The sequence below is a fragment of the Streptomyces sp. NPDC001903 genome (assembly GCF_042891345.1).
GTDB lineage: Bacteria > Actinomycetota > Actinomycetes > Streptomycetales > Streptomycetaceae > Streptomyces.
Genome location: NZ_JBIASZ010000001.1, coordinates 601,655 through 621,355 on the forward strand (window position 1 = coordinate 601,655; position 19,701 = coordinate 621,355).

At 71.6% G+C, this 19,701-nt stretch carries 23 protein-coding genes and 2 riboswitches; of the genes, 11 read left to right on the plus strand and 12 right to left on the minus strand.

What is annotated here, in order from left to right; translation table 11 throughout:
* Window positions 1-6: 6 nt before the first annotated feature.
* The 6 genes from ACFYZS_RS02770 (at window position 7) to ACFYZS_RS02795 (ending at window position 5,515) form a co-directional block, all read left to right on the plus strand.
* Window positions 7-1,248, plus strand: coding sequence for an Ig-like domain-containing protein (locus tag ACFYZS_RS02770; protein WP_389006029.1), 1,242 nt, complete (start codon window positions 7-9; stop codon window positions 1,246-1,248).
* 86 nt (window positions 1,249-1,334) lie between these two features.
* On the plus strand, window positions 1,335-2,102 hold the full coding sequence (locus ACFYZS_RS02775; protein ID WP_030857311.1) for an enoyl-CoA hydratase/isomerase family protein: 768 nt from the start codon (window positions 1,335-1,337) through the stop codon (window positions 2,100-2,102).
* Between the two features lie 243 nt (window positions 2,103-2,345).
* Window positions 2,346-2,849: an ATP-binding protein gene (locus tag ACFYZS_RS02780; protein WP_389006031.1), complete on the plus strand. Its 504-nt coding sequence runs from the start codon at window positions 2,346-2,348 to the stop codon at window positions 2,847-2,849.
* Window positions 2,850-3,250: 401 nt separating this feature from the next.
* Window positions 3,251-4,030 carry a polysaccharide deacetylase family protein gene (locus ACFYZS_RS02785; protein ID WP_389006033.1) on the plus strand — a complete coding sequence of 260 codons (780 nt, stop codon included), beginning with the start codon at window positions 3,251-3,253 and terminating at the stop codon, window positions 4,028-4,030.
* On the plus strand, window positions 4,027-5,223 hold the full coding sequence (locus tag ACFYZS_RS02790) for a YncE family protein (RefSeq protein WP_389006034.1): 1,197 nt from the start codon (window positions 4,027-4,029) through the stop codon (window positions 5,221-5,223). The genes ACFYZS_RS02785 and ACFYZS_RS02790 overlap by 4 nt, the downstream gene beginning before the upstream one ends.
* A 79-nt stretch (window positions 5,224-5,302) precedes the next feature.
* On the plus strand, window positions 5,303-5,515 hold the full coding sequence (locus ACFYZS_RS02795; protein WP_030857319.1) for an EF-hand domain-containing protein: 213 nt from the start codon (window positions 5,303-5,305) through the stop codon (window positions 5,513-5,515).
* 64 nt (window positions 5,516-5,579) lie between these two features.
* Here ACFYZS_RS02795 and ACFYZS_RS02800 read toward each other — a convergent pair whose 3' ends face one another.
* The 8 genes from ACFYZS_RS02800 to ACFYZS_RS02835 form a co-directional block, all read right to left on the minus strand.
* Window positions 5,580-6,125: a PadR family transcriptional regulator gene (locus ACFYZS_RS02800; RefSeq protein WP_389006036.1), complete on the minus strand. Its 546-nt coding sequence runs from the start codon at window positions 6,123-6,125 to the stop codon at window positions 5,580-5,582.
* Window positions 6,126-6,162: 37 nt separating this feature from the next.
* Complete coding sequence (locus ACFYZS_RS02805; RefSeq protein ID WP_389006038.1) at window positions 6,163-6,984, minus strand: energy-coupling factor ABC transporter ATP-binding protein; 822 nt, start codon at window positions 6,982-6,984, stop codon at window positions 6,163-6,165.
* Window positions 6,981-7,730: a cobalt ECF transporter T component CbiQ gene (gene cbiQ / locus ACFYZS_RS02810; RefSeq protein ID WP_389006040.1), complete on the minus strand. Its 750-nt coding sequence runs from the start codon at window positions 7,728-7,730 to the stop codon at window positions 6,981-6,983. The genes ACFYZS_RS02805 and cbiQ overlap by 4 nt, the downstream gene beginning before the upstream one ends.
* A 3-nt stretch (window positions 7,731-7,733) precedes the next feature.
* The gene (locus ACFYZS_RS02815; protein WP_389006307.1) at window positions 7,734-8,114 is read right to left on the minus strand and encodes an energy-coupling factor ABC transporter substrate-binding protein; all 381 of its coding nucleotides are present in this window, start codon (window positions 8,112-8,114) and stop codon (window positions 7,734-7,736) included.
* 5 nt (window positions 8,115-8,119) lie between these two features.
* Window positions 8,120-8,821, minus strand: a complete 702-nt coding sequence (locus ACFYZS_RS02820; RefSeq protein WP_389006042.1) for an energy-coupling factor ABC transporter permease — start codon at window positions 8,819-8,821, stop codon at window positions 8,120-8,122.
* Window positions 8,822-8,849: 28 nt separating this feature from the next.
* A riboswitch (cobalamin riboswitch) is annotated at window positions 8,850-9,074 on the minus strand.
* Window positions 9,075-9,144: 70 nt separating this feature from the next.
* A complete protein-coding gene (locus ACFYZS_RS02825) occupies window positions 9,145-9,645 on the minus strand; it encodes a hypothetical protein (protein WP_389006044.1) in 501 nt (166 codons plus the stop codon).
* A gap of 117 nt (window positions 9,646-9,762) precedes the next feature.
* Window positions 9,763-10,170 (minus strand): SsgA family sporulation/cell division regulator, encoded by a 408-nt coding sequence (locus tag ACFYZS_RS02830; protein ID WP_389006046.1) that lies wholly within the window; start codon window positions 10,168-10,170, stop codon window positions 9,763-9,765.
* 197 nt (window positions 10,171-10,367) lie between these two features.
* Window positions 10,368-10,673: a hypothetical protein gene (locus ACFYZS_RS02835; RefSeq protein ID WP_389006048.1), complete on the minus strand. Its 306-nt coding sequence runs from the start codon at window positions 10,671-10,673 to the stop codon at window positions 10,368-10,370.
* A gap of 219 nt (window positions 10,674-10,892) precedes the next feature.
* On the opposite strand from ACFYZS_RS02835, the gene ACFYZS_RS02840 reads away from it, so the two are divergent.
* On the plus strand, window positions 10,893-11,429 hold the full coding sequence (locus ACFYZS_RS02840) for a hypothetical protein (RefSeq protein WP_389006050.1): 537 nt from the start codon (window positions 10,893-10,895) through the stop codon (window positions 11,427-11,429).
* Window positions 11,430-11,439: 10 nt separating this feature from the next.
* Entirely contained in the window at window positions 11,440-11,787 is a 348-nt protein-coding gene (locus tag ACFYZS_RS02845) for a hypothetical protein (protein WP_389006052.1), read from the plus strand.
* Between the two features lie 309 nt (window positions 11,788-12,096).
* Here the strand turns inward: ACFYZS_RS02845 and ACFYZS_RS02850 are convergent, their stop codons facing one another.
* The 4 genes from ACFYZS_RS02850 to gcvT form a co-directional block, all read right to left on the minus strand.
* Window positions 12,097-13,479 (minus strand): L-serine ammonia-lyase, encoded by a 1,383-nt coding sequence (locus ACFYZS_RS02850; protein ID WP_389006054.1) that lies wholly within the window; start codon window positions 13,477-13,479, stop codon window positions 12,097-12,099.
* A 433-nt stretch (window positions 13,480-13,912) separates the two neighbouring features.
* Window positions 13,913-15,169: a serine hydroxymethyltransferase gene (glyA, locus tag ACFYZS_RS02855; RefSeq protein WP_030857337.1), complete on the minus strand. Its 1,257-nt coding sequence runs from the start codon at window positions 15,167-15,169 to the stop codon at window positions 13,913-13,915.
* A 17-nt stretch (window positions 15,170-15,186) separates the two neighbouring features.
* On the minus strand, window positions 15,187-15,570 hold the full coding sequence (gene gcvH / locus ACFYZS_RS02860; protein WP_385188315.1) for a glycine cleavage system protein GcvH: 384 nt from the start codon (window positions 15,568-15,570) through the stop codon (window positions 15,187-15,189).
* Window positions 15,571-15,661: 91 nt separating this feature from the next.
* Window positions 15,662-16,777 (minus strand): glycine cleavage system aminomethyltransferase GcvT, encoded by a 1,116-nt coding sequence (gene gcvT / locus ACFYZS_RS02865; RefSeq protein ID WP_389006057.1) that lies wholly within the window; start codon window positions 16,775-16,777, stop codon window positions 15,662-15,664.
* Between the two features lie 184 nt (window positions 16,778-16,961).
* Window positions 16,962-17,065, minus strand: a riboswitch (glycine riboswitch).
* Window positions 17,066-17,342: 277 nt separating this feature from the next.
* On the opposite strand from gcvT, the gene ACFYZS_RS02870 reads away from it, so the two are divergent.
* Genes ACFYZS_RS02870 through ACFYZS_RS02880 form a run of 3 tightly spaced genes read left to right on the plus strand, consistent with a single transcriptional unit; the run spans window position 17,343 to window position 19,574 of the window.
* Window positions 17,343-17,996: an AAA family ATPase gene (locus ACFYZS_RS02870; protein WP_389006059.1), complete on the plus strand. Its 654-nt coding sequence runs from the start codon at window positions 17,343-17,345 to the stop codon at window positions 17,994-17,996.
* A gap of 43 nt (window positions 17,997-18,039) precedes the next feature.
* The gene (locus tag ACFYZS_RS02875; RefSeq protein ID WP_389006061.1) at window positions 18,040-18,777 is read left to right on the plus strand and encodes an enhanced serine sensitivity protein SseB; all 738 of its coding nucleotides are present in this window, start codon (window positions 18,040-18,042) and stop codon (window positions 18,775-18,777) included.
* Window positions 18,778-18,833: 56 nt separating this feature from the next.
* Complete coding sequence (locus tag ACFYZS_RS02880) at window positions 18,834-19,574, plus strand: enhanced serine sensitivity protein SseB C-terminal domain-containing protein (protein ID WP_134070993.1); 741 nt, start codon at window positions 18,834-18,836, stop codon at window positions 19,572-19,574.
* The last annotated feature ends 127 nt before the right edge of the window (window positions 19,575-19,701 follow it).

Sequence of the window (19,701 nt, forward strand, 5' to 3'; positions counted from 1 at the left end):
GGGGACATGGGGAGAAGAAGAGTGAACCTGCAGCCGATACGCGGCCGCGCCCGCCGCACCGGCCTGCCGGCCCTCCTGCTCGGGGCGGCGCTGCTGCTCACCAGCGCGTGCAGTGGAGGCGGCAACACGGGTGGGGGAGGCGGCGACAACGGCGCCGGCGGAGGCGGCAAGACCGGTACCGAGGCATCCAAGGCGGTCGTCAACGTCAAGCCGGACGACGGTGCCAAGGAGGTCGCCACCAGCGGCATCCTGAAGATAACCAGCACCGGCGGCAAGCTCACCACGGTGACCGTCGCCGACACCAAGGGCAACGCGGTCGAGGGCAAGCTCGCCGAGGACGGCGCGAGCTGGGAGCCCGCCCGCAACCTGGCCTCCGCCACCGAGTACAAGGTGCACGCCGTCGCCAAGGACGAGGCCGGCCGGGAGTCCGCCAAGGACACCACCTTCACGACCCTGACCCCGACGAACACCTTCGTCGGCCACTACACGCCCGAGGACGGCGAGACCGTCGGCGTGGGCATGCCGGTGTCGTTCAACTTCACCCGCGGCATCACCAACACCGAGGCCGTCGAGAAGGCCATCACGGTGACGGCCGAGCCGTCCGTCCCGGTCGAGGGCCACTGGTTCGGCAACGACCGCCTCGACTTCCGCCCCGAGAAGTACTGGGCCGCGGGCACCAAGGTCACCGTGAAGATCGCCCTCGACGGAGTCGAAGGCCGCCCCGGCGTGTACGGCAAGCAGACCCGTACGGTCACCTTCACCATCGGCCGCTCGCAGGTCTCCACGGTCGACGCGAGCGAGCACACGATGCAGGTCGTCCGCGACGGCCAGGTGCTCAAGGACCTCCCGATCACCGCGGGCGCCCCGTCGACGACCACGTACAACGGGCAGATGGTCATCAGCGAGAAGTACAAGGTGACCCGGATGAACGGCGCGACCGTGGGCTTCGGCGGCGAGTACGACATCTCGGACGTCCCGCACGCCATGCGCCTGTCGCAGTCCGGCACCTTCGTGCACGGCAACTACTGGGCCTCCTCGGGCACGTTCGGCTCCGAGAACGTCAGCCACGGCTGCGTGGGCCTCAAGGACGTCCGCGGCGCGGGTGACGGCAACCAGCCCGCCGCATGGTTCTTCAACGAGTCGCTGGTCGGCGACGTCGTCATCGTGAAGAACTCCAAGGACAAGCAGATCGCCCCGGACAACGGCCTCAACGGCTGGAACATGGACTGGGCGGAGTGGATCAAGTAGTCCTCCCCCGTACGTAGTCGAGTGGCCCGGTGCTGTGACCCACGGCACCGGGCCATTCCCCGTTAACCGCCGCTAACCTTTCGCGTATGACCCTCTCTCTCGAAGTCTCCGAAGGCGTCGGCACCCTCCGCCTGGACCGCCCGCCCATGAACGCCCTGGACATCGCCACCCAGGACCGGCTGCGCGAGCTCGCGGTGGAGGCCACCGACCGGGCCGACGTGCGCGCGGTGATCATCTACGGCGGCGAGAAGGTGTTCGCGGCGGGCGCGGACATCAAGGAGATGCAGACGATGGACCACGCGGCGATGGTCGCCCGGTCCCGCGCGCTCCAGGACGCGTTCACCGCAGTGGCGCGCATCCCCAAGCCGGTCGTCGCCGCCGTCACCGGCTACGCCCTCGGCGGCGGTTGCGAGCTCGCGCTGTGCGCCGACTACCGGATCGCAGCCGACAACGCGAAGCTCGGCCAGCCCGAGATCCTGCTCGGCCTGATCCCGGGCGCCGGCGGCACCCAGCGGCTGTCCCGCCTGATCGGCCCGTCCAAGGCCAAGGACCTCATCTTCACCGGCCGCATGGTCAAGGCCGACGAGGCGCTCGCCCTCGGCCTCGTGGACCGGGTGGTGCCCGCCGCCGAGGTGTACGAGCAGGCGCACGCCTGGGCCGCCAAGCTGGCGCAGGGTCCGGCGATCGCGCTGCGCGCCGCCAAGGAGTGCGTGGACGCGGGCCTGGAGGCGGACATCGACACCGGCCTGACCATCGAACGCAACTGGTTCGCGGGCCTGTTCGCCACCGAGGACCGTGAGCGCGGCATGCGCAGCTTCGTCGAGGAGGGCCCCGGCAAGGCGAAGTTCGTCTAGCAGGAGGGCGGTTGGTCCTCCCTAGGGGTGGATTAGCCAGGCCTTAAGGCAGCCTTAAGAACCCGTGGAGATCCACTCCGGATGATCTTCCGGGAGTGGTGGGTCGCCGCAGATCAGGGTGGTCCCACGGCTCTCCGGTTGCCCCGCGCATATGACGGAACGCCCCCTTGGAATCGATGATTCCGGGGGGTGTTTTCCTAAGGAACGGCCCGGGCGGGCGTATCGGCCGTCCATGATGGGTTCATGGCGGGCCTGGAGGGTGTGGAACAGCCGCGGCAGCGCAGCAGCGCTTCCGCCGTGCGGCCGACGGCGGCTCTTGAGGACGAACAGGGCCTCAAGGCGCTGGAGTTGTACGGCAATCCGGCCGAGGCGGAAGTGAACCTGCCGTCCATGCCGGAGTCGGCGAGCGAGGCCCGCCGGCTCACCCAGTACGTGGTGATCCGTTTCTGGGGCTTCTCCCCGCAGGTTTCCGAGCACACCGTCCTGCTGGTCTCCGAGCTCGTCGGCAACGCGGTGCGGCACACCGGCGCCCGGTCGTTCGGCTTACGGATGCACCGGCGCCGCGGCTGGATCCGGGTCGAGGTGCGCGACCCCTCGCGCGGACTGCCCTGCCTGATGCCGGTGCACGAGCTGGACACCACCGGGCGGGGGCTCTTCCTCGTCGACAAGCTCTCCGACCGCTGGGGCGCCGACCTGCTGCCGCGCGGCAAGATCACCTGGTTCGAGATGCGGGTCGCCGACCGCTGACCGCCCCGTGCGGGCACCCGCCCCGGAATGCCTGAAGCCCCCGGTCGCCGTGGTGGGGCGTCGTGGGGGCTTCATGGGTGCGCCGAGGATCGAAGGGGGTGTGATCCTCGGCGTGGCGACTTCGCTCGGGTCAATGGGGGAAGCCGTGATTCCGACTATGGCAGACGGGCGACCAAACGCCAAAAGTCCCAACCTGGACATAAGTGTGCAAATACTAAGAGTTTCGGGTTAAATCCTAGGTGAGGTGGGCCACTCACCTCGCAATCAATGAATAACTATCCATCGCTCCGTGTGATTCATTGATCGAATACCGGACACCCCCTCGTTCGGATGCACTCCGACGAAAGTCCCGAAATGGGTCAATCGTTACCTTCCGTGGCATCCGCCTCTTAAATGGGCAGGTGCTCTGCTACCCGGACCGCCGATCCGCCCTCCGTGCCGGGGCCGCGGCCGCCGTCGGCGCCCTCACCGCCGCGTGCGGCACGGACGCCCGTACGCCCGCCGGGCCGCCCGCCGAGCCGGCCTCGGCGAAGCCCGCCCCCGTCCGGGCTGCGGCCGCCCCGCGCCGGTTCCCCGGCCAGCCCGACGAGATCGCGCACGGTCCGCGCGACCGCCCCCGGGTCGCCCTCACCTTCCACGGCAACGGGGACCCCGCCATCGCCCGGGCCGTGCTCGCCGAGGCGGAAAGGGCGGGCGCGCGGGTCACCGTACTGGCGATCGGCAGCTGGCTCGACGCCCACCCGGACATGGCCCGCCGGGTCCTGGACGGCGGCCACGAGCTCGGCAACCACACCCAGCGCCACCTCGCGATCAACGACATGCCCGAGGCGGAGGCCTACGCCGAGATCACCGGCTGCGCCCAGCGGCTCAAGCGGCTCACCGGCTCCATCGGCACCTGGTTCCGGCCCTCCCAGACCCAGTACGCCACCCCGCTCGTCAAGGAGCTGGCCCGGCGGGCGGGCTACCCGCACGTCCTCTCGTACGACGTGGACTCCCTCGACTTCACCTCGCCCGGCGCCGCGGCCGTCATCCGCACCGTCACCGGGACGATCCACGGCGGATCGGTGGTGAGCCTGCACTTCGGCTACGCGGACACGGTCGACGCGATGCCGCCCCTCCTCGAAGAACTCGCGCGCCGCAAGCTGCGCGCGGTGACCACCACGGAGCTGCTGACCTCATGACGACCACCCGCCTTCCCCGGAAGGCCACCGTGCTGCTCGCCGGTCTGGTCCTCGCCGCCCTGGCCGGCTGCGGATCGGCCGACAAGGAGCCCGCCGAGGCGCTCGGCTCCGCGGCCGCGGCCCGGCAGCCCGCCCCCGTCAAGGCCGTCCCGGCCGTACCGCCCGGCCTGGCCGGCATGCCGCCGCTCCTCGACCCGAAGGACGTGTACGCGGCCGACCGGCCGAACAACCTCTCGCCGCTGGTCAGGGGCTTCCCCTCGCGGGTCTACGTGCCGAACACCACCTCCAACACGGTGTCCGTCATCGACCCGAAGACCTACAAGGTCATCGACACCATCCCGGTCGGGATCCAGCCCCAGCACGTGGTCCCGTCCTGGGACATGAAGACCCTGTGGGTCAACAACAACCGCGGCCACACGCTCACCCCGATCAACCCGGCCACGGGCGAGGCGGGCGAGCCGGTCGAGGTGCACGACCCGTACAACCTGTACTTCACGCCGAACGGCAAGTACGCCGTCGTGATGGCCTCCATGGACCGCGAGCTGGTCTTCCGCGACCCGCACACGATGAACCGGGTGAAGACCGTCCCGGTGACCTGCTTCGGGGTCAACCACGCGGACTTCTCCGCCGACGGCCGGTACTTCATCGTGAGCTGCGAGTTCTCCGGCGAGCTGCTCAAGGTCGACACCGAGCGGATGGAGGTCGTCGGCCAGCAGAAGCTGCCGTTCGAGGGCGCGATGCCGCAGGACGTGAAGGTCTCCCCGGACGGGAAGACCTTCTACGTCGCCGACATGATGGCGGACGGCATGTGGGTGCTCAGCGGGGACAAGTTCGACATCCCCAAGCTGCTGCCCACCGGGAAGGGCACGCACGGCCTGTACGTGAGCCGCGACTCCAGGGAGATGTACATCTCCAACCGGGGCGAGGGCAGCATCTCCGTCTTCGACTTCAAGCAGAACAGGCTCACGAAGAAGTGGGAGCTGCCGAACGGCGGCAGCCCTGACATGGGCGGCGTCTCCGCCGACGGGAAGGTGCTGTGGCTGTCGGGCCGCTACAACTCCGAGGTCTACGCGATCGACACGGCGACCGGGCAGCAGCTCGCCAAGATCCCGGTGGGCGGCGGCCCCCACGGCCTGGCCGTCTACCCGCAGCCGGGCCGCTACTCGCTCGGCCACACGGGCATCTTCCGCTAGACGCGGCCCACGGACGGAGCAGCGCAGGAGTGCAGCTACCCTTGGCCGGTCAACAAGCACCGAGAAGGGGTGGATCCCAGTGGCTGACATCGAGAGCGCGCGGGCGACGTTCGGCAAGTTCGACGCGGACGGTGACGGCTTCGTCACGGCGGACGAGTACAGCGCGGCCATGAAGGCGATGGGCGACGCGTTCGTCACCGGCTCCGTCGCGGACGCCGTGATCGCCGCCAAGGACGCGAACGGCGACGGCCGCATGAGCTTCGACGAGTTCTGGGCCGCCCTGAACAAGTAGGCCAGCCGGCCCCGCGCAGCCCCCGCACCGCCCTCCTGCCGGGCGGGCGGGGGCTGCGCGCCGCTCAGGCCGTGTCCTCCATGTCCTCGACCTCGGCCAGGGCCTCCTCCAGCCAGCGCAGCCAGAACGTCTCGAGGCCGGTGCCGCCGTGCAGGACGAGCCGGCGCAGCCGGTCCTCCTCGGAGTCCCGCCCCGGCGGGAAGTCCTTCTCCTCGATGGCCTCGTAGACCGCCAGCTGCCGCCGGTGCAGCTCCAGATGGCGCCGCAGCTCCGCGGCCAGCCCCTGCGGCCCCACCACGGCCGCGGCCCGGATCCGCAGCAGCAGCGGATCCCGGACGGCCTTCGGGTCCTGGCGCTCGCCGACCCACCGCGCGAGCTCGGCGCTGCCCGCGTCCAGGACCTCGTACTGCTTCTTCTGCCCCCGTACGGGCACCTCGCTGGGCAGCGCCCGGATCAGTCCGGCCTCCTCCAGCCGCCCGAGCTCGCGGTAGATCTGCTGGTGCGTCGCGGACCAGAAGTACCCGATCGACTTGTCGAACCGCCGCGTCAGCTCCAGCCCCGACGAGGGCTTCTCCATCAGGGCGGTGAGGATGGCGTGCGGCAGCGACATGCCGCCATCCTAGGGATGCGGCGGGCCGCGGACACGGCTACCGCCAAGCGGCCAGGGCCTCCGGGGTCTTCGGGCCCGGGGCGTGCGGGGGCAGCAGGGCGTGGGCGCGCAGGAGGGCCGTCACCGCCGGGGACCAGGCCTGGCGCAGACCGGCCGCGGCCAGGAGCTCCGGATCCGACAGGAGGGTCTGCGCCGGGCCCGTGCGGATGCCCGACGGGGTCAGGACCGCCGCGTCGTCGGCCCAGCGGACCGCCAGGTCCACGTCGTGCGTGGCCATGACCACCGTGGTGCCGGCCGCGCGCAGCCGGGCCAGGACGTCCAGCAGGCGCTCCTGCCCGTCCGGGTCGAGCCCCGCCGTCGGCTCGTCCAGGATCAGCACCCGCGGAGCCATCGCCACCGCCCCCGCGATCGCCGCGCGCTTGCGCTGGCCGTACGAGAGCAGGTGCGTCGGCCGGTCCCGCAGCGCCGTGATGTCCAGCGCGGCGAGCGCCGAGTCCACGCGGGCGCGCACCTCCTCCGCCGCCAGCCCCAGGTTCATCGGGCCGAAGGAGACGTCCTGCTCCACCGAGGCCGCGAACAGCTGGTCGTCCGGGTCCTGGACCACCAGCTGCACCGCCGTGCGCAGGCGGATCAGCCCCGCCCGGTCGTACGAGACCGCCGCGCCGTCGAGGCGCAGCGCGCCCGAGCCGGGCCGCAGGCCCCCGCTCAGCAGCCGCATCAGCGTGGTCTTGCCGCTGCCGTTGCGGCCCAGCAGGACCAGCGCCCGGCCCTCGGCGATGGAGAAGTCCACGTCGGCCAGGACCGCGGGTCCGTCCTCGTACGCGTAGCCGGCGCCGGCCAGTTCCACCAACGGGTTCACAGGTAGAGCCCCTTCAGGGTGAGGGTCAGGGTGATCAGGGCCGCCAGCAGTGCCCCCGAGGCCGCCAGGAACCGCCAGGACAGGGCCGCCTCGGGTACGAGGACCCGCAGCGCGCCGTTGTAGCCGCGCCCGGCCAGGCCGTCCTGGAGCCGCGCCGCGCGATCGAAGGCCCGTACGAAGGAGGTCGCGGCGAGCCCGGCGAGCGAACGCCATACCGCCGCCCGCCCGGACTGGCCCAGCCGGGCCGCCTGGGCGCGCCGTACCTGGGCCATCGAGTCCAGCAGCAGGAAGCCGATGCGGTACATGACCAGGGCCACGTCCACCACCGGCGCCGGGACCCCGGCCCGGACCAGCCGGGGCAGCACGTCCGAGACGGGCGTGGTGAAGGCGAACAGCAGCACGCCGAGGGAGGCCGCCGAGGTCCGCAGCAGCAGCTCCGCCGCATGCCGGGGGCCGTCGGGCGCGAGCGAGACGAACCCGGCCGGCCCGCCGACGGCGACCAGCAGCGGCAGCGCGCCGGTGAAGCAGAAGCCCAGCGGGATCCTGAAGGCCCGCCACAGCTGCCGCCCGGCCACGCCGGCCGGGCCGAGCAGCACGGCGAGCGTGGCGGCGGCGACCAGCGGCCCGCCGGGCCAGGGCGGCAGGCACACGGCCGTGACCGTCAGCCCGAGCCCCAGCAGGGCCTTCTCCAGCGGATGCCGGCGCCGCCACCGGCTCCCGTGCGCGGCCACGTCGATCGGCAGCACCGCCTACGACTCCGCGGCGGCCGTGTCGGCCGCCCCGGCGGCAGCGGACGCCCCGGCGGTGTCCGCAGGGCCCGCGGCGGCGGCGAGCGCAGCGCCCTGGCGGCGGCCCTTGCGGACGCCGAAGTAGTACGCGAGCACGCCCGCGCCCAGCGCCGCCTGGAGGGCGAACAGGGCCGACTCCACCTCCCCGGAGGGGGGTTCGTACAGCGGCGAGAACCACGGCTCGTAGTCCGGCTTCAGCTCGGTGATCGCCGACTCCGCCTGCGCGTCGGCGCCCGTGAACGGCTCCTCCTTGCCCTCGCCCATCCCGAGCGCGATCGGCAGTACCGCCAGCGCCGCCACCAGGAGCAGCAGCAGGGAGTTGATCTTCGCGTTCCGGCTCATCCCCATCAGACCGCCGCCTTCCGCTCGCTCTGCCCGCCGCGCCCGCTCAGCTTCGCCACGCCCAGCCGGACCAGGTCCGACTTGCTCGACTGCATCAGCAGCCGCATCACGAGCACCGTCAGCAGCCCCTCGCTCACCGCGAGCGGGATCTGGGTCACGGCGAAGATGCCCCCGAACTTCGCGAGCGCGCCCGGGAACCCGGAAGCCGGGTCCGGGAAGGCCAGCGCCAGCTGCACGGAGGTCACGCAGTAGGTGACCAGGTCGGCGAAGAAGGCGCCGAAGAAGACGGTCACCATCAGGGGGACGTCGAAGCGCTTCAGCAGCAGGTAGACCCCGTACCCGGCCCACGGCCCGGCGATCGCCATCGAGAAGACGTTCGCGCCGAGGGTGGTCAGCCCGCCGTGCGCCAGCAGCAGTGCCTGGAAGAGCAGGGTGATCGTGCCGAGCACCGCCATGATCGGCGGCCGGAACAGGATGGCCCCGAGTCCGGTCCCGGTGGGGTGCGAGCAACTGCCCGTCACGGAAGGGATCTTCAAGGCGGACAGGACGAAAGTGAACGCTCCGGACGCGCCGAGCAGCAGCGTGCTCTCCGGGTTCGCCTTCACCTCACGGGTGAGGGCGCGGACACCGTGGACGACGAAGGGAGCGGACGCGGCGCCCCAGGCGACCGCGTGCAAAGGGGGTAGGAACCCCTCGGCTATATGCATGAGTGGGGAGACCTCTCCAGCACCTCGTGGATGGACAACGCGCCCCGGCCGGTCTCCTGGCTCACGGGTGCTGATGCCCTGGCTCCGCCTTCCCGGGCGGCGCGGATCCTTCCGCTCCGCCCAGTGGCTTCCCGATGGGGGCACCTCCCGGACGGAGTCTGGGGGAGAGTGGAGCCGGACTTCCCGTTCACAGTGGCGAGGGCCGCACCGGTTTCCCACCGGTTTCCCGAACACCAAGGCCCGTTGACCCTAGTCGGACGGACGGACCTGTACCAACCCGGCGCGCACGCCGGGGCGCCCGGGGGCGCCCGCCCGCCCGGCCCTCAGCGGCACACGTCGCGGTGCGCGACGTCCAGCACGAACCGCTCGGGCGCGTGCAGTGTGAAGGAGCGGTAGGAGGGCTTGCCGTCGAAGGCGGCGCCGAAGGTCACGTACCCCTCGAAGTCGCCGGTCAGGGCGAGGCCCTTCAGTCGCGGCAGATGGATCTTGACCAGCTTCGGTCCGCGGTACGTGCTGTCGCCCGCGCGGTCGTGCGCCTCGGCGGGGTGCAGTCGGATCTGGAGGAAGTGCTTCCCGGCCAGCGGGACCGGCGCGCCGGACCCGTCGTGGACCAGCCGGGGAACGCGGGTGACCGTGGCCTGGGGGACGTACCCCCGCAGGTCGATGACGATGCGGTCGTACGTGCAGTGTCCGCCCCAGCGGGCGTTCACGACGAGCGGCGTGGGCCGGACGGCGGCGGAGGCCGGCGCGGCGAGGGTGATCCCGGCGGTGAGCAGCGCACCTGTGGCGAGGGCCACGAGCCGCCGGTGGCGGAGGTGGTTCATGACGTCCCCCTGATTCTTCGGAGACGGGGACCGGTGTCACTGCCGAGGACGCTCCCGGCAGGCTCATGGTTGCACCCAAAACGCACCAAACCAAAAGAAAGCCTCTCAGATGGGGCTCTACCGGGGCAGGAGGGTGCTCAGCTCGGCGTCGAGGTCGTAGTGCCGCCGCTCCTCGCCCCGCGGCACCAGCGCGACCAGCCGCCGGCACAGCACCCGTACGTCCTTCGCCCGGGCGGACACCACGCAGCTCTGCGCACCGTTGGTGAAGGCGAGGAAGACCCGCGGTTCCCCGCCCTGCCAGCGCGGCCACACCCGGACGTCCCCCTCGCCCGTCGCGCGGGTCTCCCCGTCGAGCAGCAGGTCCCGGGAGAACACCCAGTGCGCCAGGTGCATCCCGGCGCCCCGGAAGTCGAGCGCCAGCTCGTAGGGCCGGTCGCGGCGGTAGGTGAAGGCCCCGCACACCGGCACGGGCTCGGGCGCGGCCTCCAGCCGGAGCGGGAGGACGCGGTACTCGATGCCGTCCATGCGCTGCGCCTCTCTCTCGTGTCCCCGCCGGGGCGCTCGCGGCCCTCTCGGGCAAGCTAGCCCACCCTCCGGCCGCGCCCGCGGGCCGAAGGTCCCGACCGCGGGGGCCGCTGGGCCCCTCTTCTCACAGGAAGGGGAGGGGGAACGCGAAGGGCCCGCCCTCCGGGGGGAGGGCGGGCCACAGCGTGACCGGTCCGCTACGGGACGGGGTTGAACACGAACGAGTCGTTGGACTGCCCGATGGCGGTGAAGCCGGCGCCGTTGGCCTGGGCGCCGTTGCCCTGGTTGGACGCCCCGGAGCCCGTGGCGATCTGCTGGGTGGTGGAGGAGTTGCCGAGGTTGCCGCCCGCGACCCCGCTGCCGAGGATCTCCCCGACGGCGGCGTTGGACGAGACGCCCGCACCGGCTCCGTTGTCGGCCTGGGCCGTGCCCGTGAAGAGCGCGACGGCGAAGGGGAGCGCTGCGACAGCCGCCAGGACGCGGATGCTGCGGTTGCTTGCCATGATGAAGTCCTCCAGTACACAAAAAGGCTGCGGTCCAAGGCGGTTGGCCGACCGCCGGGGGGTGTGGCCGCGACGTCACGTGATCACCATGGCGCATGTGATCATCGAGAAACCAGCCCGGAGCGGAGGGTTCGCCCTCAAGCGTGATCAACTCCCCGCAAACCTCAATGAACCGGCGAACCGGGACGTCAGGGTGCGGGTACCGGGAGGGGAGCCGCGTTGAGGCTGGTGTTGGTCCACCGCTGGGCGTCGGAGCCGTTGCAGTCGAACAGCCAGGGCGGGGTGCCTGGGCAACGCCCGCACCTGCGGTGCGCCGCGCGGGTTTTCCATCACCCGCGTCACCACCGGTGGAACGTCCACATTCGCCTACCAGAGTTCGGATTGATCTCGTGCTCCGGCGATTGCGGCTCCGATGGGGAGTGGACCGAGAGCCGCGTATCTCCTCCGCTGTGGCGCGACGATTCCGAGCCGGACGGCAGCGATCTGGATGCGGCCAACGCGACGGTCACCAAGGCCAAGAAGAAGCGCGACCAGCTCATCGGCCAGGTCGTCGACCTCATCGGCTACGACGACCCCGGGACTGCTTCACCAAGGCTTCGCTGCGGTCAGCGCTCCTGGGATTCCATCAAGTGGTATTCCCCGAACGGGGCCGGAGGTATGTCCTTGGATGCCGCTACGCACATGACGGATCCATCGACACTGCGAGGAGCGCTGGAACCCCTCAAGGGCGGCGCGTTCCCGCACTGCAACTGCTGAGGGGTGGAACGTGGATACGTGGCTGGACGACTTGTACCCGGACTCGGTCGCTTCCGGCGGCCTCGGGGCTGCCATGGAAGAGGCCGCTGCGCTGCACGGGTGCGACATCGGGCCGGTGGGTTCTGCCTCCACCGTCGTCAGTATCGAGACCGGCAGGGGTGTCCTGTCGGTCGGTCTCGCAGCCGACGAGCGATTGTTCCTGATCGGTATCCATATTCCGGGGTTCACCTGGGCGACTGGGTCGACGGGTGAAGTCGGACTGCTCGTGGAGGCCGTCTCTGCGTGGCGTGAAGGAATTTCCCTCGATGACTTCGAGGCGAAATTTGAGTTCATGAGAATTGGCGAATTGACGGGCTGAGGGAACTCTTCCCCACCGTCACGCATGGCGTCGTCCGCCTTCGGGTGGATCCGCTGGACGGAGGCAGTCGCCGGTTCCTCGTGAAGGAAGTGGCCGGGGAGCGCTACCAGGTCATGGCGGTTGGTGGACCCGGGACCACCTGGATCGAGGTCCCGGCCGAAGACCTGGTCACGTACCTTCGAACACTCCGGGATGACCGGTGATGTGGGCGCCTGAATCCTTGAAGGACGTACGGCGGTAGCGGACCACGACGAAGCCCTGTCGGCTATTGCCTGACAGGGCTTCGTCGTGTTTCGGGTCAGCGGTGCGTCAGCATTCGATGACGTTGACCGCCAGGCCGCCGCGGGCGGTCTCCTTGTACTTGATCTTCATGTCGGCGCCGGTCTCCTTCATGGTCTTGATGACCTTGTCGAGGGAGACCTTGTGGTTGCCGTCGCCACGCATGGCCATCTTGGCCGCGGTGACGGCCTTGACCGCCGCCATGCCGTTGCGCTCGATGCACGGGATCTGGACGAGGCCGCCGACCGGGTCGCAGGTCAGGCCCAGGTTGTGCTCCATGCCGATCTCGGCCGCGTTCTCCACCTGCTCCGGGGTGCAGCCCAGGACCTCGGCGAGGGCGCCCGCCGCCATCGAGCAGGCCGAGCCGACCTCGCCCTGGCAGCCGACCTCGGCGCCGGAGATCGAGGCGTTCTCCTTGAAGAGCAGGCCGATGGCGCCCGCCGCCAGCAGGAAGCGGACCACGCCCTCCTCGTCGGCGCCGGGCACGAAGTTCACGTAGTAGTGCAGGACCGCCGGGATGATGCCCGCGGCGCCGTTCGTCGGGGCGGTGACCACCCGGCCGCCGGCCGCGTTCTCCTCGTTCACGGCCATCGCGTAGAGGGTGATCCACTCCATCGACAGCGCCTGCGGGTCGCCCTCGGAGCGGAGCTTGCGGGCGGTGTTCGCGGCCCGGCGCCGGACCTTCAGGCCGCCCGGCAGGATGCCCTCGCGCGACATGCCGCGCGCGACGCACGCCTGCATGACCCGCCAGATCTCCAACAGGCCCTCGCGGATCTCCTCCTCGGTGCGCCAGGCCTTCTCGTTCTCCAGCATCATCGCGGAGATCGACAGCCCGCTCTCCCGGGCCATGCGCAGCATCTCGTCGCCGCTGCGGAAGGGGTACTTCAGCACCGTGTCGTCGAGCTTGATCCGGTCCTCGCCGACCGCGTCCTCGTCCACCACGAAGCCGCCGCCGACCGAGTAGTACGTCTTCTCCAGCAGCGGGGCGCCCGCGGCGTCGTACGCGAAGAGCGTCATGCCGTTCGCGTGGTACGGCAGGGACCGGCGGCGGTGCAGGATCAGCTGGCTCGGCTCGTCGAAGGCGATCTCGTGCGCGCTCCCTATCTCGGTGCCGAGCAGGCGCAGGCGGCCCGTCTTGCGGATGCGCTCCACCTCGTCGTCGGCGCTCTCCACGTTCACCGAGCGGGGGGAGTGGCCCTCCAGGCCCAGCAGCACCGCCTTGGGCGTGCCGTGGCCGTGGCCGGTCGCGCCGAGGGATCCGTACAGCTCCGCCCGGACCGCCGCGGTCTGGGCGAGGACGCCGTCCTTCTTCAGCCGGGTCACGAACATGCGGGCGGCCCGCATCGGGCCGACCGTGTGGGAGGAGGAGGGGCCGATGCCGATGGAGAAGAGGTCGAAGACGGAGATGGCCACGGTGGCGGACTCCCTTGTCTGCTCGTGGGGTGGGAGGGGGCAGGAGCGGTGGTGCGGGCGGTTCGGGCGGTTCGGGAGCTTCAGGAGGGGTGATTGTTCGGATTTTGTCCGACAGCCGAGCTTAACGCGGCGAAGTGAACGGTTCGTCTCCCGGACCGGGTGCGCGAGGTTGCGGTTGGGCGTGGGTCAGGTCACGTTCCCGCTCCGGGACGGGGCCGGCGGCCTCGGGGCGCGGCCGTCTCCAGGATGGGGCCGGGTCCTGGCAGCCCGGCGGAGTGGGCCTGGACGCCCCCGCGCGCCCGCGGGACGGCACCGGCGCGACTGCCGGCGCGGCCGGCAGGGGCGGGGCCGTGCCGGTGCCGGTGTCCGGTACGTGCTCATGGGAAGGGCCCGGCCCTGTGCGAGACAAGGCCGGGCCCTTCCAGACCGGCGCCTAGAGCGTCGGGTACAGCGGGAACTTCGCGGCGAGCGCCGAGACGCGCGCCTTCAGGTCCTCGGCGTCGTACGCCGGCTTCAGCGCCTGCGCGATGATCTCGGCGACCTCGGTGAAGGCCTCGGCGTCGAAACCGCGGGTGGCCAGCGCCGGCGTGCCGATCCGCAGACCCGAGGTGACCATCGGGGGCCGCGGGTCGTTCGGGATCGCGTTCCGGTTGACCGTGATGCCGACCTCGTGGAGGCGGTCCTCGGCCTGCTGGCCGTCCAGCTCCGAGTTGCGCAGGTCGACCAGGACCAGGTGCACGTCGGTGCCGCCGGTGAGGACGTCCACGCCCACGGCCTTGACGTCGTCCTGGACCAGGCGGGCGGCGAGGATCTTCGCGCCCTCCAGGGTGCGCTCCTGGCGCTCCTTGAACTCGGGCGAGGCCGCCACCTTGAAGGAGACCGCCTTGGCCGCGATCACGTGCTCCAGCGGACCGCCCTGCTGGCCCGGGAAGACCGCGGAGTTGATCTTCTTGGCCAGCTCCTGCGTCGACAGGATGACGCCGCCGCGCGGACCGCCGAGGGTCTTGTGCGTGGTGGTGGTGACGACGTGGGCGTGCGGCACCGGGTTCGGGTGCAGGCCCGCGGCCACCAGGCCGGCGAAGTGCGCCATGTCGACCATCAGGTACGCGCCGACCTCGTCCGCGATGCGGCGGAAGGCGGCGAAGTCCAGCTGGCGCGGGTAGGCGGACCAGCCGGCGACGATCAGCTGCGGCTTGGACTCCTTGGCGAGGCGCTCGACCTCGGCCATGTCCACCTCGCCGGTCTCGTCGACGTGGTACGGGACCACGTTGTAGAGCTTGCCGGAGAAGTTGATCTTCATGCCGTGGGTCAGGTGACCGCCGTGGGCCAGGTTCAGGCCCATGATCGTGTCGCCCGGCTTCAGCAGCGCGAACATCGCGGCGGCGTTCGCCTGCGCACCGGAGTGCGGCTGGACGTTCGCGGCCTCGGCGCCGAACAGCGCCTTGATGCGGTCGATCGCGATCTGCTCGACCACGTCGACGTGCTCGCAGCCGCCGTAGTAGCGGCGGCCCGGGTAGCCCTCGGCGTACTTGTTGGTCAGGACCGAGCCCTGGGCCTCCATGACGGCGACCGGAGCGAAGTTCTCCGACGCGATCATTTCCAGGGTGGACTGCTGGCGGGCGAGCTCGGCGTCGACGGCGGCGGCGACGTCGGGGTCGAGCTCGTGCAGGGGGGTGTTGAGAACAGACATCAGGAACCCCTGGGGTGTCAGTTGTCGGAGTGGGTGAGCGCGGCGTACTCCTCGGCGGAGAGCAGGTCGGCCGGCTCCTCCGCGATGCGCACCTTGAACAGCCAGCCGCCCTCGAACGGAGCGGTGTTCACGAGCGCCGGGTCGTCCACGACGTCCTGGTTGGCCTCGACGACCTCGCCGGTGACGGGGGAGTACAGGTCGCTGACGGACTTGGTCGACTCCAGCTCGCCGCAGGTCTCGCCCGCGGTCACCGTGTCGCCGACGGCGGGGAGCTGGGCGTAGACGACGTCACCGAGCGCGTTGGCCGCGAACTCCGTGATGCCGACCGTCGCGACGCCGTCCTCGGCGTCCGACAGCCACTCGTGCTCCTTGCTGTAACGCAGCTGCTGGGGGTTGCTCATGACCTGATTCTCCTGGATGCGGGGGAGTGCGAACGAACAGTGGTCTTGCGGACTGAGACGGCCGGTACGGCGCCGGTAGGGCGTACGGGCGCTACTTCTGCCGCTTGTAGAACGGCAGGGCGACGACCTCGTACGGCTCATGCGTACCGCGAATGTCCACGCCGACGCCGGAGGTGCCGGGCGCGGCGTGTGCCGCGTCCACGTACGCCATCGCGATCGGCTTGCCCAGCGTCGGGGACGGGGCGCCGGAGGTGACCTCGCCGACGACCTGCCCGTCGGCCACGACGGGGAAGCCGGCGCGCGGGACGCGGCGGCCCTCGGCGATCAGGCCGACCAGCTTGCGGGGCGCCTTCGTGGCGGCGCGCTCGGCGGCGGCCTCCAGAGCGGCGCGGCCCACGAAGTCGCCCTCCTTCTCGAACTTCACGACCCGGCCCAGCCCCGCGTCGAACGGGGTCAGGGCGGTGGTCAGCTCGTGCCCGTACAGCGGCATGCCCGCCTCCAGGCGCAGCGTGTCCCGGCAGGACAGGCCGGCCGGGACCAGGCCGACGCCCTCGCCGGCCTTGGTCAGCGCCTGCCACAGCTCGACGGCGTGCTCGGGGGCGACGAACAGCTCGAAGCCGTCCTCGCCCGTGTAGCCCGTACGCGCGATCAGCGCGGGCACGCCCGCGACCGTGCCCGGCAGGCCGGCGTAGTACTTCAGCCCGTCCAGGTCGGCGTCGGTGAGGGAGGCGAGGATGCCGGGGGACTCCGGACCCTGGACGGCGATCAGCGCGTACGCGTCGCGGTCGTCGCGGACCTCGGTGTCGAAGCCGGCGGCGCGCTCCGTCAGGGCGTCCAGGACGACCTGGGCGTTGGAGGCGTTCGCGACGACCATGTACTCGGTCTCGCCCAGGCGGTAGACGATCAGGTCGTCGACGATCCCGCCGTCCTCCTGGCAGATGTGCGTGTAGCGGGCGCGGCCGACGCCGACGGTGGAGATGTTGCCGACCAGCGCGTAGTCCAGGGCCTTGACGGCCTCCGGGCCGGTCAGGGTGATCTCGCCCATGTGGGACAGGTCGAACAGGCCGGCCTTGGTCCGGACGGCGTTGTGCTCGTCGCGCTCACTGCCGTACCGCAGGGGCATGTCCCAGCCCGCGAAATCGGTCATGGTCGCACCGAGCGAACGGTGCAGCGCGTCGAGGGCGGTCAGGCGGGGGGCAGTGCTCATGGGTGTGGCTCCCGGGTCCCAGGGCATGACATGACGAGGACGATCCTCCCCATCTGTCATCGGAACCTGAGAGGTTCGCCGAGAGTTCCCGGTCGGACCCGGGGAACGTCGACTTGCACCTTGGGTGGAGCGCACGCGGGTGCCGTCGCGGGGGACGGCGGCGCGGCTCGCTTTTCAGATCTGCCTCATCCACGCGGTACGGGGCCTGAGAGATTCAAGGGAGGTACTTGCTCCTTCGGCGCCCGGGCACGGCCTCACGGCGTGCCGGGACTCTCCCGCGCGGATTCAAGCGGCCGGTATGCAGTTGGTCCAGATGGCGCACATCATTGCACGCCGTCCGGGGGATCGGGGGTGCGGGCCCGAAAGAACGTACGGAAGAGGTGCGCGACGGGGATGACGGAACGGTGACGCATCCGGGATGCGGCCGGGATGCGCCGACCGGAACCGGGTGTGCCGGATTACCGTCTCTTTACACTCAGTGGGCATGGGGCCCCGCGGGGCCCGATTGGGGGAGGCGATCACTGTGCGGAGATTCGGAGTGCTGGCGTTGACCGGGACGGGGTCCGTGGACGGAGTGCCGACGGCGCGGCGGGCGTGCGCCGACGGCGCTCCCGTACGCGACCTGCGCGGCCGGGGCGCGCACGGCCCGCAGTGGCTCGGCTTCGCGGAAGGGGACATCGTCGTGGTGTCCGGCCTCCCGGGCGGCGGCAAGAGCACGCTGATCAAGCGGGCCGCGGAGGGCGGCGGCATCGACTCCCAGGACGTCCGCGAGCGCTGGGAGCGCCGGATGCCCGGGGCGCTGCCGTACGCGGTGTACCGGCCCGCGGTCCGCTTCGCGCACTACTGGGGGCTCTGGCGGACCCTGCGCTCCGGTGCCTCGGCGGTGGTCCACGACTGCGGGACGCAGTCCTGGGTGCGCCGCCTGCTGGCCACGGCCGCGCGGCGGCGGGGGCGCGCGCTCCACCTGCTGCTGCTGGACACGAGCCCGGAGGAGGCGCTGGCCGGGCAGGCGGCGCGCGGCCGCGGGGTGTCGGCGTACGCCTTCGCCCGCCACCGGGGAGCGGTCGCCCGGCTGCTGCGGGAAGCGGAATCGGGCCGACTCCCGGCGGGCTGCACCTCGGCGGTGCTGCTGGACCGCGGCTCGGCGGCCCGCGTGACCCGCATAGCCTTCCGGCGGCCGGTCGGGGCCCCCGGCCGCGGTGTCGGTTCGAGCCGTTAACCTCGGGCCGACAGCGTGGGGCGGAAACACAGCGGAGGCGTACATGCAGGGCGGCGGCTGGCCGGACAACGAGCTGGAGCAGGTGCTCGGGGCGGCGCTCGGGCAGACGGACGCCGGGGCCCGGATCGTCGAGGTGCTCGGGCGCAGCCGGGTCTGGGTACCCCTGCCCGGCGGTGGCGGCCCGGACGCGGCCGGTGGCCTCACGCTGCCCACCATGGAGATCAACGGGGCGCCGTACGTGCCCGTGTACAGCTCCGAGGCCCAGTTCCGCGCCTGCGTCGGCCCCGCCATGGACTTCGCCGTGGCCCCCGCCGTGGAGTTCGCCCGGGGCCTGCCCCCGCAGCTCGGCATCGCCGTAAACCCCGAGGGCGCCGTCGGCGTCCCGCTGCCCCCGCCCGCCGTCGCCGAGCTCTGCCGCACCGGCAGGACCCCCCTCGACGGCCCCGCCACCGGCGGCCGCGTCCGGCTCTACGAGCCGGACTGGCAGGAGGACCCGGTCGACTTCCTGGCGGCCGCCGCCGAGGAGTTCCGCGCCACCGGCGTGGTCGCCGCCGCCCACCGCTGCCTGGCCAGCGTCGAGGGAGGGGCCCCGGAGCTCTACGTGGGTGTCCGGCTGCTGGGATGGGAGCCCGGGATGCGGAACGCCCCGATGGACGCCCTGGGCCGGGCCCTGGCGCGCGTGGCGCCGCCCTGGCCCGTGCAGTTGATCCTCCTCGACGCCGCGCAGGACCCGGTGGTCGACTTCATCGCCGAGCGCGTACGCCCCTTCTACCTCGCGTAGCGCCGCTTAAGCTGGGTGCCGATACGGGTGGACGGGCGGACGAAGAGGGGTACCGGGTGAGTGCGTCAGGCACGGCCGCGGCCGGGCAGGTCGAGCACATGATGCGCCAGGTGACGCCCGGGCGCTTCGAGAGCTACGAGTCGCTTCTGCACGCCCTCGCCGAGGGCCGCCTGTGGATGCTGCTCTGGCAGGGGCAGCCGGGCTCCCCGGACGCCCAGTACGGCGGCATGGAGGTCGAGGGCCTCGGGTACGCGCCCTGCGTCACCTCCCCCCAGGAGCTCGCCGCCAGCGGCTGGAACCGGGGCTACGAGGTGGTCACCGGCCGGGACATCGCCCGCGCCCTCTATCCGGACCGCTGGGGCCTGTGGCTCAACCCGCACGCCCAGGGCGGCGGCCTCGGCATCCCCTGGGCCGACCTGCGCCGCATCGCCACCGGTCTCGACCGGATGCCGGCCGGCCCGCTGCGGCTCTCCGAGCCCGCTCTGGAGCTCCCGCAGTTCTACGGGCTGCTGACCCAGCACGCGCACCGCACCCCCGCCGTGCGCTCGCTGCGCCGCGCCTGGGTGCAGCCCTCGCTGGGCTCGCCGTACCTCGCGGTCGGGCTCGACCTGTACGACGCCTCCGCGCCCGCGCTGGAATCCGTACGGGAGATGATGCGCCAGTCGGTCGGCGCGGTGCCCGAGGGCGTGCCGGTGTGCACGGTGGCGCTGGCGGACGAGCACGATCCCGTCGCGATGTGGCTGCGCGCCCAGACGCGCCCGTTCTACGACCGCGAGGGCCAGGCGCCGGCCTACTGACCGAGCCCCGGTCCACCGACCGGGACAGCCGTATCGAGCCAACCGAGGCCGCGGGGAACCATCGTTCCCCGCGGCCTTCGGCTTGTCCGGATTTCGCCACCCTTGTGGGTCCAAAAGGCATGGTCCT

Excerpts from the sequence above, each read along its gene's own strand:
- ACFYZS_RS02830 (WP_389006046.1), bottom strand. The coding sequence starts at position 10,170 with ATGGACGGCATCGAGTACCGCGTCCTCCCGCTCCGGCTGGAGGCCGCG.
- glyA (WP_030857337.1), bottom strand. The coding sequence starts at position 15,169 with ATGTCTGTTCTCAACACCCCCCTGCACGAGCTCGACCCCGACGTCGCC.
- gcvH (WP_385188315.1), bottom strand. The coding sequence starts at position 15,570 with ATGAGCAACCCCCAGCAGCTGCGTTACAGCAAGGAGCACGAGTGGCTG.
- ACFYZS_RS02770 (WP_389006029.1), top strand. The coding sequence starts at position 7 with ATGGGGAGAAGAAGAGTGAACCTGCAGCCGATACGCGGCCGCGCCCGC.
- ACFYZS_RS02815 (WP_389006307.1), bottom strand. The coding sequence starts at position 8,114 with ATGAGCCGGAACGCGAAGATCAACTCCCTGCTGCTGCTCCTGGTGGCG.
- ACFYZS_RS02820 (WP_389006042.1), bottom strand. The coding sequence starts at position 8,821 with ATGCATATAGCCGAGGGGTTCCTACCCCCTTTGCACGCGGTCGCCTGG.
- ACFYZS_RS02790 (WP_389006034.1), top strand. The coding sequence starts at position 4,027 with ATGACGACCACCCGCCTTCCCCGGAAGGCCACCGTGCTGCTCGCCGGT.
- ACFYZS_RS02800 (WP_389006036.1), bottom strand. The coding sequence starts at position 6,125 with ATGTCGCTGCCGCACGCCATCCTCACCGCCCTGATGGAGAAGCCCTCG.
- ACFYZS_RS02875 (WP_389006061.1), top strand. The coding sequence starts at position 18,040 with ATGCAGGGCGGCGGCTGGCCGGACAACGAGCTGGAGCAGGTGCTCGGG.
- ACFYZS_RS02780 (WP_389006031.1), top strand. The coding sequence starts at position 2,346 with ATGGCGGGCCTGGAGGGTGTGGAACAGCCGCGGCAGCGCAGCAGCGCT.
- ACFYZS_RS02775 (WP_030857311.1), top strand. The coding sequence starts at position 1,335 with ATGACCCTCTCTCTCGAAGTCTCCGAAGGCGTCGGCACCCTCCGCCTG.
- ACFYZS_RS02825 (WP_389006044.1), bottom strand. The coding sequence starts at position 9,645 with ATGAACCACCTCCGCCACCGGCGGCTCGTGGCCCTCGCCACAGGTGCG.
- gcvT (WP_389006057.1), bottom strand. The coding sequence starts at position 16,777 with ATGAGCACTGCCCCCCGCCTGACCGCCCTCGACGCGCTGCACCGTTCG.
- ACFYZS_RS02835 (WP_389006048.1), bottom strand. The coding sequence starts at position 10,673 with ATGGCAAGCAACCGCAGCATCCGCGTCCTGGCGGCTGTCGCAGCGCTC.